Source organism: Peptoniphilus sp. HMSC062D09 (assembly GCF_001811425.1).
GTDB lineage: Bacteria > Bacillota > Clostridia > Tissierellales > Peptoniphilaceae > Peptoniphilus_A.
Genome location: NZ_KV804746.1, coordinates 22,362 through 38,460, shown reverse-complemented (window position 1 = coordinate 38,460; position 16,099 = coordinate 22,362). Strand labels below are relative to the sequence as shown.

The 16,099-nt window shown below is 34.6% G+C and carries 17 protein-coding genes, 1 tRNA gene and 1 other RNA gene; 15 read left to right on the top strand and 4 right to left on the bottom strand.

Going from position 1 to position 16,099, the window contains the following annotated elements; all coding sequences use genetic code 11:
* The first annotated feature begins 15 nt into the window (after positions 1-15).
* Genes HMPREF2801_RS08740 through HMPREF2801_RS08730 form a run of 3 tightly spaced genes read left to right on the top strand, consistent with a single transcriptional unit; the run spans position 16 to position 3,368 of the window.
* Positions 16-1,320, top strand: coding sequence for an ABC transporter substrate-binding protein (locus tag HMPREF2801_RS08740; RefSeq protein WP_070611961.1), 1,305 nt, complete (start codon positions 16-18; stop codon positions 1,318-1,320).
* A 57-nt stretch (positions 1,321-1,377) separates the two neighbouring features.
* Positions 1,378-2,691 carry a CehA/McbA family metallohydrolase gene (locus HMPREF2801_RS08735; RefSeq protein WP_070611960.1) on the top strand — a complete coding sequence of 438 codons (1,314 nt, stop codon included), beginning with the start codon at positions 1,378-1,380 and terminating at the stop codon, positions 2,689-2,691.
* Positions 2,688-3,368: an HAD family hydrolase gene (locus tag HMPREF2801_RS08730; RefSeq protein WP_070611958.1), complete on the top strand. Its 681-nt coding sequence runs from the start codon at positions 2,688-2,690 to the stop codon at positions 3,366-3,368. The genes HMPREF2801_RS08735 and HMPREF2801_RS08730 overlap by 4 nt, the downstream gene beginning before the upstream one ends.
* Before the next feature lie 118 nt (positions 3,369-3,486).
* Here HMPREF2801_RS08730 and HMPREF2801_RS08725 read toward each other — a convergent pair whose 3' ends face one another.
* Together HMPREF2801_RS08725 and mnmA are read right to left on the bottom strand one after the other, a co-directional pair.
* Positions 3,487-4,128 (bottom strand): 50S ribosomal protein L25, encoded by a 642-nt coding sequence (locus HMPREF2801_RS08725; RefSeq protein ID WP_070611956.1) that lies wholly within the window; start codon positions 4,126-4,128, stop codon positions 3,487-3,489.
* A 15-nt stretch (positions 4,129-4,143) separates the two neighbouring features.
* On the bottom strand, positions 4,144-5,205 hold the full coding sequence (mnmA, locus tag HMPREF2801_RS08720; RefSeq protein WP_070611954.1) for a tRNA 2-thiouridine(34) synthase MnmA: 1,062 nt from the start codon (positions 5,203-5,205) through the stop codon (positions 4,144-4,146).
* Positions 5,206-5,517: 312 nt separating this feature from the next.
* Between mnmA and HMPREF2801_RS08715 the strand changes: the two genes are divergently transcribed.
* From HMPREF2801_RS08715 to HMPREF2801_RS08705, 3 genes are all read left to right on the top strand, one after another.
* Positions 5,518-5,784: a Veg family protein gene (locus tag HMPREF2801_RS08715; RefSeq protein WP_070611952.1), complete on the top strand. Its 267-nt coding sequence runs from the start codon at positions 5,518-5,520 to the stop codon at positions 5,782-5,784.
* A 132-nt stretch (positions 5,785-5,916) separates the two neighbouring features.
* Positions 5,917-6,762: a 4-(cytidine 5'-diphospho)-2-C-methyl-D-erythritol kinase gene (gene ispE, locus HMPREF2801_RS08710; RefSeq protein ID WP_070611950.1), complete on the top strand. Its 846-nt coding sequence runs from the start codon at positions 5,917-5,919 to the stop codon at positions 6,760-6,762.
* A complete protein-coding gene (locus tag HMPREF2801_RS08705) occupies positions 6,749-7,489 on the top strand; it encodes a hypothetical protein (protein WP_070611948.1) in 741 nt (246 codons plus the stop codon). The genes ispE and HMPREF2801_RS08705 overlap by 14 nt, the downstream gene beginning before the upstream one ends.
* A 16-nt stretch (positions 7,490-7,505) precedes the next feature.
* Here the strand turns inward: HMPREF2801_RS08705 and ffs are convergent.
* Positions 7,506-7,770, bottom strand: an RNA gene (gene ffs / locus HMPREF2801_RS08700) — signal recognition particle sRNA large type.
* 3 nt (positions 7,771-7,773) lie between these two features.
* Positions 7,774-7,863 (bottom strand) — tRNA-Ser (locus HMPREF2801_RS08695).
* A gap of 59 nt (positions 7,864-7,922) precedes the next feature.
* Between HMPREF2801_RS08695 and HMPREF2801_RS08690 the strand changes: the two genes are divergently transcribed.
* The 9 genes from HMPREF2801_RS08690 to HMPREF2801_RS08650 all read left to right on the top strand — a co-directional run bounded on the left by HMPREF2801_RS08690 (position 7,923) and on the right by HMPREF2801_RS08650 (position 16,079).
* Positions 7,923-8,909, top strand: coding sequence for a biotin--[acetyl-CoA-carboxylase] ligase (locus HMPREF2801_RS08690; RefSeq protein ID WP_070611946.1), 987 nt, complete (start codon positions 7,923-7,925; stop codon positions 8,907-8,909).
* A gap of 52 nt (positions 8,910-8,961) precedes the next feature.
* The gene (locus tag HMPREF2801_RS08685; RefSeq protein WP_070611944.1) at positions 8,962-10,314 is read left to right on the top strand and encodes an aminotransferase class I/II-fold pyridoxal phosphate-dependent enzyme; all 1,353 of its coding nucleotides are present in this window, start codon (positions 8,962-8,964) and stop codon (positions 10,312-10,314) included.
* Positions 10,311-10,919: a dTMP kinase gene (gene tmk / locus HMPREF2801_RS08680; protein ID WP_070611942.1), complete on the top strand. Its 609-nt coding sequence runs from the start codon at positions 10,311-10,313 to the stop codon at positions 10,917-10,919. Before HMPREF2801_RS08685 ends, tmk begins: the two co-directional genes overlap by 4 nt.
* Complete coding sequence (locus tag HMPREF2801_RS08675) at positions 10,916-11,242, top strand: cyclic-di-AMP receptor (protein WP_070611940.1); 327 nt, start codon at positions 10,916-10,918, stop codon at positions 11,240-11,242. The genes tmk and HMPREF2801_RS08675 overlap by 4 nt, the downstream gene beginning before the upstream one ends.
* An 8-nt stretch (positions 11,243-11,250) precedes the next feature.
* The gene (locus HMPREF2801_RS08670) at positions 11,251-11,541 is read left to right on the top strand and encodes a cyclic-di-AMP receptor (protein ID WP_019124845.1); all 291 of its coding nucleotides are present in this window, start codon (positions 11,251-11,253) and stop codon (positions 11,539-11,541) included.
* Entirely contained in the window at positions 11,541-12,479 is a 939-nt protein-coding gene (locus HMPREF2801_RS08665) for a DNA polymerase III subunit (RefSeq protein ID WP_070611938.1), read from the top strand. Before HMPREF2801_RS08670 ends, HMPREF2801_RS08665 begins: the two co-directional genes overlap by 1 nt.
* Positions 12,476-13,369, top strand: a complete 894-nt coding sequence (locus tag HMPREF2801_RS08660) for a PSP1 domain-containing protein (RefSeq protein ID WP_019124843.1) — start codon at positions 12,476-12,478, stop codon at positions 13,367-13,369. Before HMPREF2801_RS08665 ends, HMPREF2801_RS08660 begins: the two co-directional genes overlap by 4 nt.
* A gap of 252 nt (positions 13,370-13,621) precedes the next feature.
* Positions 13,622-15,499, top strand: coding sequence for an alpha/beta hydrolase family protein (locus HMPREF2801_RS08655; RefSeq protein ID WP_246830011.1), 1,878 nt, complete (start codon positions 13,622-13,624; stop codon positions 15,497-15,499).
* A 97-nt stretch (positions 15,500-15,596) separates the two neighbouring features.
* A complete protein-coding gene (locus tag HMPREF2801_RS08650; protein WP_070611934.1) occupies positions 15,597-16,079 on the top strand; it encodes a ferritin in 483 nt (160 codons plus the stop codon).
* The last annotated feature ends 20 nt before the right edge of the window (positions 16,080-16,099 follow it).

Below are 16,099 nucleotides of genomic sequence, written 5' to 3'. Positions count from 1 at the left end.
TTTAAAGGAGAAAAAATGAAAAAACTATTCAAAACAGCATTACTTATGCTATGCGGACTTATGCTTTTGACAGGCTGCTCTAGTTCTGCAAAAGATGCAATGAAGACAGAAGAAAAGACAGCAGACTCCAAGGGAAAAACTGAAATTCAATTTTGGTATGGACTTGGTTCAGTTGCTGGCGAAACTATGGAAGAAATTATCAAAGAATTTAACGAATCACAAGACAAGGTAAAGGTTGTTGGCGTTCAACAAGCTGACTACAATGAAACTTTCCAAAAGGTTCAAGCAGCTATTGCAGCCAAAGAACCACCAGCAGTTTACATCGGCTCAAACATTGAACTTAGAGTTAAGGATGGCATGCTTGCAGATTTGACAAAGTACATGGATGACAGAACTCCACTTGATGATTACCTTGATGTATTTATGAAGCCAGCCATTGTAGACGACAAGGTTTATGGATTCCCAGCTTATGGCACAACCCAAGTAATTTATTACAGAAAGGACTTACTTGAAAAGGCAGGTCTTGATCCAAAGGAAGTTTACAGCACTTGGGAAAATACTTTTAAATATTCAAAGGAAATTCAAGACAAGGGCATAGCAAAGTGGGGACACCTTGTAATGTATAACCACGAAAACTTAATGGATATTGCCCTATCTAATGGTGGCAAAATTTTATCTGATGATGGCAAAAAAGTTTTAATCAACAGTAAGGAATGGGTTGATTCATGGAACTTTGTCAGACAAGAAATTTTTGACAACAAAACTACAAAAATCGAATCTGGTGGACAAGGCTGGGAATACTGGTACAGAACTATTGACAATGTAATGAATGGCGAGGCAATGTCCTACACTGGTTCATCAGGAGATAAGGGAGACCTTGACTTTACAAAAATTTCTTCTCTTCCACAACCAGGACTAAATGGCAACCCAGGAAAGCCAGTGGCAAATGCTCACTCACTACTTGTTCCTGCAGCAGCAAGTGAAGAACAACAAAGGGCAGCCTATGAATGGATAGCCTACTTCACAAGTCCAGAAGTTTCTGCTAAGTGGTCAGAAAAAATTGGCTACATTCCAGTTAGAAAATCTGCAGCAGATGTTGCTGAATACAAAAAATTCATAGAAGAAAATCCTTATGCAGGAGTTCCTTATGAACAAGCAATGCAGGCATCACCTGCCTTTATAGACCCAACAGATGGAAAAATTACAGATGCACTTTCCATTGCAGCAGATAAGGTTGAACTTCAAAATGTAGATGCAAAGACTGCCCTTGACGAAGCAGCTAAGACTGCCCAAGCAGCCCTTGACGAAATAAACAAGTAAGAAAAATTTTTAAAAGCAAGCTTTGGGTTATGCCCAGAGCTTTTTTTAAGGAGAAATATGAAAAATATTATAGAAAATTTAAAAGAAGGCTTTAGTGAAATTAATTTAAAAATAAATTTAAAGGATTTAAGGGAAGACTCACTAAGATTTTCCATTAGTGGAGAAAGTTTTTTTATAAGTCTCTTTGTCTATAGGGAAGATAAAATTGTGGGCAGCATCACTGCAAATAGAGATGCAGAAAGATTTATGGCAGTGGACATGGAAAAGTCTTCCAATGGCTTTAAAAATTTAGAAGATGGCGACTATAGGATAGCTTATCTTCTCTACAAAAGTGGAGATGTCCTCCTAAAAATTGAAGAGGCAAAAAGTCCTATAGACTCAAAGGGAGAAGTGGACATAGAAAAAAATGAGGTCAAGTGCAGGAAAGAAAGCTGGTACGCTGGCGACTTTCACACTCACACCCTTTACTCAGATGGAAAGTTATCGCCAGAAGAAAATATTGAAGTTGCAAAGAAGAGGGGACTAGACTTTTTTTCTCCAACGGACCACAATTTTAATCAGACGAAATTCCCTGACACAGACTTATTGATTATTGAGGGCACAGAAATCACATCGAAGTTCGGTCATGTAAATGTATTTTTTACTAATGAATCAGTTTTTGAAAAAAATTCAGTTAAGGGACTGAATACAGAAGACTGGCTTTTAGAAGTTTTAAGAGAATTAAGGGGAGAAGTTTATTCCATCAACCATCCCTTTATGGAAACCTATGAATTTTTAGTTGGCGACTATGATTTAGAGGACTTAAAATTTATGGAAATAATAAATGACCCAACTTACATGACTTCTCTTGATGCCATGGAAAAGGCTTTAAGGGCATGGGACATCCTCCTTCAAAATGGTTATGTGGTCTATGGACTTGGCGGCAGCGACTCTCACCTCTACCCATATGAAAAATACGAAAAGGCAGACTATCCCTCTCTACTTGGAGATCCAAAGACCTTTGTTTTTGCAAAAAATCTTTCCAAGGATGAAATAAAAAAAGCCATGTTGGAGGGGAAAATTTCTGTCTCTCGCGAAAATTTACTTGACCTTAAAAAAATTGGAGACAGTGAATTTTCCATGAACTTAAAAGAAAATACTTTTCACGGCAAAAAACTTCATATAGAATTAATAGTAGATGGCGAAGTTTATAAGGCTTGCGAAAATAGTTTGCAGGTTAAATTAAATTTTGACGAAAATTATCACTATGTCAGGGCAAATGTGAGGTGTGAAGATGGAGAACTCTACGGCTTTACCAATCCACACTTCTACAATTTGGACAAAAGTGAGAAAAAAATAAAAACTTGGAAGGAACTTCAAGACTTACTATGATTAAGGCAATTTTATTTGACAAAGACGGAACCCTACTGAAATTTTCAGATATTTGGGTGGACTCAATTGTAAAATATTTAAGTAAAAAAAATTTAAACCATGATGACAAGAAAAAGCTATTTAAAAAAATTGGCGTAAGGGAAAATAATGAAGTGGAGGAAAATTCCATCTTGTCATCGGAAACTGTGGAGGACTTGGCACTTATTTTTTCTGAATTTATGGATGAGAGCCCAGAGGAAATTTATAAAGATATAGACGACTTCCTCCTAGAATTTTTAAAGGAAAATAATAGCGAAATAAAAGAAACTTGTGACCTTAAAAGTTTATTTACTGACCTTAAAAATAGGGGCATAATTATAGGACTTTTCACTTCAGATAATTATAGGCAGGCAAAATACTCTATGGAATACTTGAACTTAGATAGCTTCATAGATTTTTATGCAGCTGCAGATTTATATGAAAAGAAACCAAGCACAGAGAGCCTAGAAATTTTTAAGAAAAAATATGCTCTAATGGACCAAGAAATTATTATTGTTGGCGACTCCAAGGTTGACATGATTTTTGGCAAGGACACCCTAAAGCTTGGCGTCTTGTGTGGCACAGGCTCGAGAGAAATGCTTGAAAAATATACAGAAAATATAGCAGAAGACCCAAGAGGAGTTTTAAAATTTCTTTAAAACTTATTGGATAATAATTTTTAAGAAACAAAAATTAAAAGATAAAATAAAAATAAAAATTTGTAAAAAAATAAGGGCTCTTGGAGCCCTTTTAAAATGTAAATTTTTAAAATATAAATTATTCTTCTTCAGCTTCTTCTTTTTCTTCAGTTTCAGAAACAGTAGGAACTTCTGCAGAAACTTCTTCTGCTCCTTCTTCTGGTTCTTTTTCTTCTGTTGGTTCAACAAGAGTTGCAACAGTTTCTTCAGCATCCATGTCAATCTTGATGTTTTCGTCGCCATAGATATCTAGGTCAGCAACAGTTACTACATCGCCAATTTGCATTTCAACAACATTTACAACAGCTTCAGATGGAAGATATTTTGGAAGACAAGTTACACTTACTTCGTTTAATACTTGGATTAATGAAGATGGTTGAACCTTAACTTCGTCTCTACCTTCAAGAACTACTGGCACTTCAACAGTAAGTTCAGAGTTCATATCAACTTCATATAAGTCAAAGTGAACCATTGCATTTTTGATGTGGTGCATTTGAACTTCTTTGAAAAGTACGGAAATAGTTTCTCCATCAACTTCGATTTCAAAAATGTTTGAATATCCTTCGTCAGAAAAAGCCTTTAATAAATCTTTTTCTAGACCATAAAGTAATTTTGCTTCTTGTCCCTTTGAGTAAAGAACTCCAGGAACTTCTCCCTTAGCTCTAAGTTTATCAACCTTGTTTTTACCCTTAGCTTCTCTTTTGTTTAAAAGTAATTTCATATATACCTCCAAAATTTATTTTATAATACCTGAACCAAGACATATAGCGCCTTGATAAAAAACACAAACTTGACCAGGCGTTACGCCCTTAAGTGGTTTTTTCAGTTTAACAACATATTTACCCTCATTATTTTCTAGCCTTGCATCTTCATCCTTTGCCCTATATCTTATTTTAACAGATAAATCTAGGGGAAGAGAAGGATTTTCTGTAATCCAAAAAATATCTTCAACTTCAAATTCATCCCTATAAAGGATGGGATTATTAATTCCTTGAGCCACAAGCAAAAGATTGTTTTTCAAATCCTTATCATATACGAAGAAGGGCTCGCCACTGCCAACTCCGCCAATGCCTATTCCTCGCCTTTGACCTATGGTGTAGTGCATAAGACCTGAATGCTCTCCAATTACCTTGCCCTTTTCGTCCACAATTTTTCCAGGCTTAGTAAAGAGAAATTGGTCTAAAAATTCATTAAAATCTCTTTCGCCAATAAAACAGATTCCAGTAGAATCCTTTTTTGAAGCAGTAGAGAGCTTGTATTTTTTGGCGATAGCTCGCACTTCATCCTTGGTCAAATCACCAACGGGGAAGAGAGTTTTTGCAAGTGCCTCTGATTTAACTCTGGACAAAAAATAAGACTGGTCTTTATTAAGATCGGCTCCCTTTAAAAGATAGGTTTTTCCATTGACATTTTTTGTCCTGGCATAATGACCCATTGCAATATAATCAGCATCAAAATCCATTGCATAGTCAAGGAAGGCCTTGAATTTAATTTCAGTATTGCACATCACATCTGGATTGGGAGTTCTGCCTTTTTTGTATTCACTTAAGAAGTAAGAAAAAACTCTATCCCTATATTCCTTTTCGAAATTGACAGTAAAATATTTTATGTCAAGTTGCGAACAGACAGAGACCACATCGATGTAATCTTCTCTTGCAGTGCAAGCTCCGTCATCTTCAGCCCAGTTTCTCATAAAAACAGCTGTGACATCGTAGCCGGCTTCTTTTAAGAGAATTGCAGACACAGATGAATCTACGCCGCCACTCATTCCGAGAATGACTTTTTTCTTTTTTTGCATCAATACCTCCAATCCACTCAATAACAATACATAATTATACAATAGTTGCCTTGAAAAATCCACCCTTATTTCACAAAATGCAAGTTCTTAGAGCTTTTTAAGGGAAAAAAATAAAAAATCAGACCAAAAAATATTATTATAAAAATAATTGTGAGAAAAATTAAAAATAATTAAAAATATTTTAAAAATTAAGCATAAAATTTATTGACAAAGAAAAATTTATGGAGTAAAATTATAGATTTATTTGACAGGAATCCATTTTTATAGTATAATTAACGAGTATTAAAAGTCTTTGGAAGGAATTGATATGGAATGAATCAAATGCAATTAATCAAGAAAGAGCTTGAGAATCATATAGGGAAAAAAGTTATTGTAAAGGCCAATAAAGGCAGAAAAAAAATTGTCACTCGCAAGGGAGTTTTAAAGGCAATTTATCCAAGTCTTTTTGTACTTGAAGTCTTTAACGGAGAAGAACTTGTAACTGCATCATACACTTACTCTGATGTACTTACTTCTACTGTAAAAGTTACAGTTTTAGACGAAGATGTAACTTATAAAGACGCAAAGATGATTTCATAAAATAAGAGCTGCTTAGGCAGCTTATTTTTTTACCCAAATTTAAATTTTATTAAAAATATTATCAATAAAAAACTGGGGTTTACAATGATGCAAAATAATAAATTATGAATTATAATTAACTTGAGGTGTATTATGATTAAAAAAAATGCTCATGCCAAGTTAAACTTATCTCTCGATGTCACAGGCAAGAGAGAAAATGGATACCACGACATAAAAACCTTAATGGTCATGACAGATTTATGTGACGAGATGATTTTTTCTAAAAGCGAGAGACTAGAAATAATACCAGAATTTTCCTTTGACTTAAAAAGCAATTTAATTTATAAGGTCTATGAACTTTTAAAAAACAAGGTGGGCTATGACCTTCCCTTTAAGGTTGAAATTAAAAAGAAAATTCCCATTGCAGCAGGTCTTGCTGGGGGAACTTCCAATGGAGCAACCTGTCTTTACGCCTTAAATGACCTTTACGACTTAAATATTCCAAGAGCTGAACTAATTGAGATGGCAGGGGGCCTTGGAGCAGATTTTACATATATGATGACTGGCGGAAGCAAAATTGCAAAGGGAATAGGAGACATATTAGAAGGAGTAGAACCAATAGAGCTTGATCATGTTTTAATCATAAACCCCGGCTACGGCGTCTCCACTAAGGAAGTCTACCAAAAAATAAATATTGACAAGGAGAGAATTGATTTTTCTAAAATTTTAGAAGGTCTTTATAATCTTGACATAGAAAAATTAAATTTTTATCTCAGAAATAAAATGGAAGATGTAGTTTTTTCTTTGCACCCAGATTTATTGGATATAAAAAAGAAATTAAGAGCCTTTAATTCGGCTCCTCTTATGAGCGGAAGTGGTGCCACAATTTTTGGCATCTTTGCAGATGAAAAATCTCTGGAAGAGGCTTATGATTATTTTAAAGAAATTTATAAGTATACATATAAAGTGAGAGTAGGTGAAGGCTTTGGCAGTTTTTGACACAGGTCCTGGCATAGTTGGACTTTATGAAGCCCATAGAGATTATTTAAATTATTATGTTGACGACAAGTTTGAATACTATGGACTTTACAAGAGGGAAGCTGTAAACGCAAGAATAGAATTTTTGGAAAAATTTTTTAAAAAAGATAAAAAGATTTATGTCCTAGACTTTGATGCCATAAATTATTTTAAGGACGATGAGCGGGCAGACTTTGGAGAAAAAGCCCTCAAGAAACATTTAAAGGATAAGAAAATTTTGTGCCTAGGGACAGATCTTACTTCATCTGAAAAAACTTTAAGAAACTTCACAGATTCTCCAGTGACCTACATGAGCCTGCCCCTACTTATTAATGCTTGTAACGATGGTCTTGCCCCTGAAATAGTAAGAATGATCTCTGATGAATACTTTTCTGACGAAGACTTTAGGGATTATGACTTAATCTTTTTGGCTTCTAGTGGTCTTCATCTAAAAAAAGATTTTTTCAGGAAATATTTTGCCGATAAGTCTAGTAATATTGAAATTTTTTCAAATACTGATGCCATTTTGGAAGATTATGACTACAAAAAGGAAAATTACATAAGAGATTATTTTTATGTGACTGGCTCAAAGAGGGGATTTTATTCCAGGGCAGAGAAATATTTGAGGGAAAAGAAGGTTTTAAAGGATGGAGAACTTTTAAATGTCTCCAATTTTTTAAAAAAGGGCAATAAAAAAAGTCCCAAATAAATGGGACTATATGTAGCCATGCACCCATTGTCGAAAGTTAACCTCACACGTTACCCTTACAGTTAGCTCAAACCAGGCGACCCTTGCGGCACACAAAAGATCTTACTTAGTGCTGCTTCGATCAAGACCTGACACGGTTCATAAGTTTCTGTTGCGCAGGACCCAATCATCAACACCACTTATAAGGGGCAGACTGCAAAATTAAAGTCCTCGAATGGGAATTCAGCCCTGCTGTAGCGAATCGCAGGTACAGGACATCGCTAATTTCCCGCTTAGCATGGCGATGGCGGAGAGAGGGGGATTCGAACCCCCGATACATTTTCATGTATACTCGCTTTCCAGGCGGGCTCCTTCAGCCTCTCGGACATCTCTCCATAGCCTAGAAAATTATTTTACAGTAGATTTACAAAAATGTCAAGAATAAGGTGATATATTGAAAACAAAGGATATTGTATTAAGAGAATTAGAAAGAAATAGGGCAAATTATATTTCTGGTCAAGAGTTGGCAGAAAGATTAAATATTTCAAGAACTGCAATTTGGAAGGCTATTAATTCTTTAAAGGAAAGTGGATTTCAAATTGAATCACAGACAAAGTTAGGCTACAAACTTGTAGAAAGTGACGACAAATTATCTGACGAAGGCATAAGAAAGGGTCTTCGAGATGAATTAAAGGACATTGACATATTTATCTATGACGAAATTGATTCCACAAACACAGAAGCAAAGAGGAGACTTTATTCTAGTGATGTCAAAGATTTTACTGTAATTGTAGCTGACATGCAAAAGGGTGGACGAGGAAGAACTGGCAAGAGCTTCACATCACCTAAGGGCAGCGGAGTTTACTTCAGCATAATCCTTCACCCCAAGGACTCCTACGACTTTTCCTACTTTGACTTAACTACAGTTAAGGCAGCCGTAGCCGTTGCAGAGGGAATTAAGGAGTCTACAGGCAAGCAAGCAGAGATAAAATGGGTAAATGATTTGTTTTTAAAGGGCAAAAAAATTTGTGGAATTTTATCTGAACTTGATGCAGACTTTGAATCCAGAAGCGTAAAGTCTGTCATAGTAGGCATTGGAATTAATGTTAACAAGCCAAGAGACGACAGCTTCAAAGATTTAAAGGACATTGCAGGTTACATTGGCACTGATGTCATAAGAAATGAAATTTTATCCTGCGTCTTAAATGCCTTTTACGAAAATAATTATGTAAAAAGTGATAAGGAAATAATTGACTACTACAAAAAACACTCTCTAGTAATTGGAAGGGGCCTTTCCTTTGTATTAAATGGCAAAAAATATTCTGCCAAGGGAGTGGACATTAACGACAAGGGCAATTTAATTGTAGACACTGGCAGCGAAAGGCTCACTCTTTCCAGTGGCGAAGTTTCTATAAAGGGAGATTTTTATAAAAAGGGCTAACTTTTAAATGCCTCTAAATTATAGTATAATTAAAGGAAGTTGAGGAGAAAAGATGAAGACCCCTTTGAAAAATGAAGTGGATAAAGTAAAAAATTTAATTTCTTTTGGCATGCCAGGTCACAAGGGCAAGGACTTTTTTGACTTGGACATAAAAAATGATTTGACGGAAATTTTAGGCACAGATAATCTTTTAAATCCAAGAGGAGCAATAGAGGACCTACACAGAGAGATAAAAAAATTATTTGGCTCAAGGGAGTCCTTTATAACGACGAATGGCTCAACTGGTGCCCTTCACATTGCCATAGCCATGGCGACAAGACCAAAGGATAAAATTTTAATTCAGAGAAATGCCCACAAGTCTATTTACAATGCTTTACTATTAAATGATTTAGAGCCAATTTACTTAAATACAATTTATGACGAAGATCGCGCCATGTATTTTGGCATTGATGAAGAAGAACTTCTTGATAAAATAGAAAAGAATAATATTGTAGCCTGCGTCCTAGTTAGCCCAAATTATTTTGGCGGAATTTTAAAGTTAAAAGAACTTGTAAAAATTCTTCACGACAAGGACATAGCAGTCATAGTTGATGAAGCTCATGGCGCCCACCTTTATTTTTCAGGCTTAAAAAAATATTCAGCCCTAGATGCCGGTGCAGACTTAGTTATAAATTCAACTCACAAGATGATTCCATCACTGACACAGACTGCTTTAATTCACAGGGGGACAGATAGATTTTCTCACCAAGAACTTTTAAAATATGTAAATATTTATAACTCCACATCGCCTTCCTACTTATTTATGCTTTCCATTGAGGCTGGCTTAAAATATATGGAGGAAGTGGGAAGAAGCGAGCTTGAAAAGAGGACGAGAGACCTTGAAAATTTAAAGAGAGCCATAAATTATAAGATAGATTTAAGTCACGACTCTATAGTAGCCAATGACCCCATGAAATTTTTATTTAGAATTGGGGGCATGAGTGGCGAAGAGGTTCTTGAAGATTTTTTAAAAAATAAAAATATAAGGCTTGAGATGGGAGATCTCTACTATGCTCTTGCTATAATTTCACCAATAAATACTAAAGATGAGATAGAAAAGTTAAGGGACGCAATTTTATCCTATGATAATTGTGATTTTAAGAAAATCTTGCCCTTTAAATTTGAAATTCCAAAGATGGCAATGACTCCAAGAGAAGCCAACTTATGTCAGGGGGAATATATTTCTTATAGAGAAGCCTCTGGCAGGATTTCCAAGGAAATTATTGGAGCCTATCCACCAGGAGTGCCTCTTGTGACTTTTGGCGAAATTATTGATGATAAAATGATAGAAAATATTGACAGATTTTTAAGTGAAGGAATAGAAGTAATTGGACTTGAGGAAGATAAAATTGAGGTAGTTAAATGAGTGCATTTATTACATTTGAAGGACCTGATGGGTCTGGAAAATCAACAATTTGCAATTTAGTTTATGAAGAACTTTTAAAGAATAATAAAAAAACTATAAAGACTAGAGAGCCTGGCGGTACAAGAATTTCTGAAAAAATTAGAGATCTTATTCTTGATAAAGATTTAAGGGAAATGGATATGAGGACAGAAGCCCTTTTATATTCTGCATCAAGGGCTCAACATACTTATGAAAAAATAATCCCTGCCCTAGAGGAGGGAGCCATAGTTCTCTGCGAAAGGTATGTCCTTTCCTCTCTTGCCTACCAAGGCTATGCCAGGGGACAAGACCTAGAAGACATTCTTTCCATAAATAATTTTGCAACGGGAAAGCTAAAGCCCGATGTGGTATTTATCTTTAGAAGTAGTGGAGTTACCCTACACAGGAAGGACCAGTCTTCTTACGACAGACTTGAAAGAGAGCCTGACGAATTTCACAAAAAAGTTCGCGACTACTACAATAATTTAGGAAAAGAAGACAACTATTATTTTATAGATGTAAATAAAAGCATTGAAGAAGTTTTTTGCGACTGCATGAAAGTTCTCAAAGAAAGGATGATTGTGTGAAACTTATAATCGCAATAGTTCAAGACGAGGATAGCGATAATTTAGTAAAAATCCTCAACAAAAACGATTTTAAAGTTACAAAAATAAGTTCCACTGGTGGATTTTTGAAATCTGGAAATGTCACACTTCTTTCAGGTATTGAAGATGAAGAAAAGGACAGGTTTATGGCAATTTTGGAAGAAAACTCAAGGACTAGAGAAGTTAAGAGAACTATTCAGCCCATAAATATTCCTGGTCAAGCCATGATTCCTGTGCCAATTACTGTAAAAGTTGGCGGAGCGACAATTTTTGTCATAGATGTATTTGATTTTAAAAAGTTTTAGGTGATATTATGAATACGAAAATGATGATAGCAATAGTGCAAGAAAAGTACACAGATGCAATAATTGATAGATTTTTAGACGAAGATATATATGTTACAAGACTTTCTTCTACGGGTGGTTTTTTCAAATCTGGAAACACAACACTTTTGTTGGGCTGCGAAGAAAGTGAGCTTGATAAAATTTATGGAATATTTAAAGACCTAACTGAGCCTGAAGATATTCACATAGAAAAGGGAGACTTTAAGGTTTCTGGGGCCACAATTTTTGTCGTTGACTTGGAAGAGTCTAAGAGAATTTAATGTTTTTAGAAAATAGAGAAATTATAAATAGCTTGGAAGGGGATTTAGTCAACAAGTCTTACAGCCACGCCTATCTTTTTTGTGGTTCAAGAGGCATTGGCAAATTTTCTCACGCAAAAAACTTTGCCAGGGCTATTTTAAAAGATGACAGCGAAGCTATTAGATTTTTTAGTGGCATAGATGACTATGAAGACGCCGATCTTTATATTGTTAAAAACCAGGGCAATATAAAAAAAGAAGAAATAGAAGAAATTATTGAAAATTCTTTTTCCAAGCCCTACAGTGGCAGCCACAAAATTGTAATTATTGACGACTTCGACAAGGTTACAGTGGAGGGGCAAAATGCACTTTTGAAAACCTTGGAAGAGCCCATGGACTACTTGATTTTAATTTTAATTTCAAGCACCATGAAAAAAATTCTTCCAACAATTATTTCCAGGTGCAGGGTTTTAAAATTTTCTGATGTCACTGGAGATAGAATAGAAGATTTTTTGAAGAAGAAAAATATTACAGAAAAAAATGCAAGGCTTTTTTCTCGCCTTTCCAATGGAAATGTCAGCCTTGCCCTTAAATATTCTGAAGACCCAGAACTTTTGTCAAAAAGAGAGGACCTAATAAAGGTTCTTGATAAAATTATTAGAAATACTGAATTTATTTTTGATGAATTTACTTTTTTTAAGGACAATCGAGAGGATTTTGCAGAGATTCTAAATTTTATGTTGACTTGGTATTTGGATTTAATTTATTTGAAAACTGGCAGAGAAGAAAAAATTGTAAATACAGATAAAATTGACTTGTTAAAATTAGAAAATGTCAATGTGGATAGGGCTATAAAATCCTATGATGCAATTATAAATGCCCTTGTCCGCAATGAAAAAAATATAAATTTTGATTTAAATGTAGAAACACTTTTAATGGAATTAGGGGGAGTTAGATGATAGAAATAGCTGGAATTAGGTTCAAGAGAACTGGCAAAATCTATTATTTTGATCCCGTTGATATAGATATAAAAATTGGAGATTATGTAATAGTGGAAACTGTGCGTGGACTTGAGTTTGGTGCAGTGGAACTTTTAAAGGAAATAGATGAAGAAAGTATTAAGGGTGAATTAAAGCCTGTTATTCGTCTTGCCAACCAAGAAGATAAAAATATCAATGTGGAAAATAGAAATAAGGCCAAGGAAGCAATTATAATTTGTGAGCAAAAAGTGGAAGAGCATGGTCTGGACATGAAATTAATTTCATGTGAATACACTTTTGACCGCTCAAAATTATTATTTTACTTCACAGCTGATGGAAGAGTTGACTTTAGAGAATTGGTAAGAGATCTTGCCTCAATTTTTAAGACAAGAATTGAGCTTAGACAAATTGGAGTTCGCGACCAAGCAAAGTTTGTTGGAGGATTAGGCTGTTGCGGCAGACCAACTTGTTGCTCCACATTTTTAAGTGAATTTTCTCCTGTGTCAATAAAGATGGCAAAGGACCAAAACCTTAGCTTAAACCCTACAAAAATTTCTGGCATCTGTGGCAGACTTATGTGCTGTTTAAAATATGAACAAGATGGCTACGAATGCATCAACAAGAAAATGCCAAGAGAAGGCGAAATTGTAAGGACAGATAGGGGCAAGGCAACAGTTGTCTCCACTTACACAATACAAGAACTTGTAAAGGTAATGTATGAAGTGGATGACGAAAAGGAAATTGTCTATCTTGAACTTGATGAAATAAAGAGAACTCGCGAGTTTAACAAAACTTTTATAAATGAATCCAAGTCACTTAATGTTGAAGAGTACGACGAAAGTGAACTTGTAGAATTAGAGAGGGATTAGGGATAAGTTTGGGCTTATCCCCTTATTATGAAAATAAATAATTTTTTAATAAAAATATCAAACAAAATAAATAGTTTTTTCAAAAAACATTTTGGAAGGGCAAGTGGTTTTGCCTATATAATTGTGGCGATAATGTCTTTATTTTCTGCCACATTTTTTTATTATTACATAGAAGATTTTAAGGTGCCTAAAATTCTAGCCTTTATAATTTTTGTCCTTCTATTTTTTGTTTTTTATATTATGGCAGGCTTTTTGCTTAAATTTGTTTTTCTACTATTAAAGAGAATTAGGACAAAAAATTTAGCCATCTACGCCCTACTCATCTATGGAATAAAATATTTTTATGATGAATGCCTTTATTATGTGGACACAGATTATTTTGAAATAATTTTTATAGGGGCAGCTTTTATTGTCATAGTCGCCTTTGCAAAGTCCTTAATTTCCTTTGCAAAAAATAAAAAGAAAAAGGCACTGATATTTTTACTTCCGACCACAATTATCCTTGGGGCTTCAATTTATTTTATGGTCTTCCCAGGCTTTGACAGTGGAGAAATTTATGATTTAGGCGTGGAAAAAAATAAAATTGCCTCAAAGCCAGAAAAGTATGAAGTAGAAATAATTGACTATAGGGGAAAGCCAGTGGATCTATCAGACTTTGTAAGATACAGGGGCAGGACAAAAAAAGTTAGGGACAAATTTTTCGGAAAGACCCTAAGGGAGACAGAGGTCAAGGGAAGGGTTTATGCACCAAAGGATTTAGATAGGGCTCCAGTTTTATTTGTCCTTCATGGCAACCACAGATTTACAACAAAAAATTATTTGGGCTACGACTACCTAGGCAATTACCTTGCAAAGAGGGGTATTGCCATGGTATCAGTTGATGAAAATATGTTAAATGGATTTTTTAAGTTTGGCCTTTCAAATGAAAATGACGCCAGAGCAGTCCTCTTACTTGAAAATATAAAAAATATTTTATCAAGAAATAAGGTTAAAGATAGCGAACTTTACAACAAATTCGACCCAGAAAACATAGCTCTCCTTGGTCACTCTCGTGGCGGAGAAGCAGTAGCCATTGCCTATAATTTTAACCAGCTAAACCTTCATCCCGACGATGGAAATATTTCTCACAAATACAAGTTTAACATCAAGGGAATAATAACTGTTGCACCAACTTACGACCAATATGAGCCTTCAGACAAGAGCATAATTTTAAGAGATGTAGATTACCTCGCAATTGGTGGCAGTAACGACGCCGATGTTGATGGCTTCGAGGGCATGCTCCTCTATGACAATGTAATTTTTTCTGGAGAGAGGGACAACTTTAAGGCAGCTCTTTATTTTGCCTATGGCAATCATGGCAACTTCAATTCACTTTGGGGCGACTACGACTTAGACCCAGCAGAGGGATTTTTCTTAAATCGAAGAGAGCTACTTGATGGAGATGACCAAAGGGAAATTTTATCAATTTACACCTACAACTTTTTGGAAAATGCCTTTGGAAAAACTTACAACAGAGAAATTTTTAGGGAGGGATCAAATAATTATGAGGACCTTCCAAAGACTAATTACTACTCTAGATACATGGACTCAAGCTTTTATAAAATTGCAGATTTTGAAGAAGACTACGATTTGACAACAACATCAGTTGAAGGTGGAATAATAAATTTTAATAGCTTAAATGAAATTTATGAAGACAGCCACGACTATGGCGAAAGCAACTCAAATACAACAGCAGTTTTTATGAAGGCAAAAAAAGATTCAAGCTATGGAATTAGGTTGACAGAAAAAATTCCAGGTGGAAAGTTTTTGCAATTTGACATGGAAAATTTAACTTATGAGGATAAAAGAGATGCAGTAAGAATAGAAATTCAAGACACTTGGGGCAATGTAGCCTCATTAAATGCATCCAAGTATAAAATTTTAAGTCCCATGACAAAAGCTTTTATCTACAAGACTGACTATCTAACTGATGATTTTGTGGACAGGTTTGTGCCACAGACAGTTTTAATTCCACTGGAAGATTTCAAAAAGAAAAATAAGGACTTAAATTTAGAAGAAATAAATAAAATTGAGTTTAAGTTCATGGATAATATAGAAATCTCAATAGATAATTTAGGGATTTCAAATTAATTGTTTTAAAAATAATTTTACGGGTAACATAAAATTATGAGAAACAAAGCTTACAGCTTAGTAAATTTATAAATAAAATCACAGGAGGTTTTTTATTATGGAAAGTAAATTAATAAAGGGATTAAACGAACAATATAATTTTGAAGTATCTTCAGGATATATTTATTATTCAATGGCAAATTATGTAAAAGATAAGGGAATGGACGGATTCGCTCACTTCTTTAACAAACAAGCAGAAGAAGAATTTGCACACGCAGAAAAATTAAGACATTTTTTATTTGAAATAGATGTTAGACCAGAACTTGAAGCAATTGAAAAACCAGAAGTTGAATTTGGAACATTTACAGAAACTTTCAAGACAGCTTATGAACATGAACAAGAAGTTACAAAAAGAATTAACGATCTTTATGAACTTTCAGTAGAAGAAAAAGACCACAGAGTAACTTCACTTCTACAATGGTATGTTGACGAACAAGTTGAAGAAGAAGATAACTTCAGAGGAATTATCGAAAGACTTGAAAGAATCAACGAAAGCTGGTCAGGTCTTTACATCTACGATGCAGAACTTGGCAGAAGATAAGAACTATGAAATTGAGATAC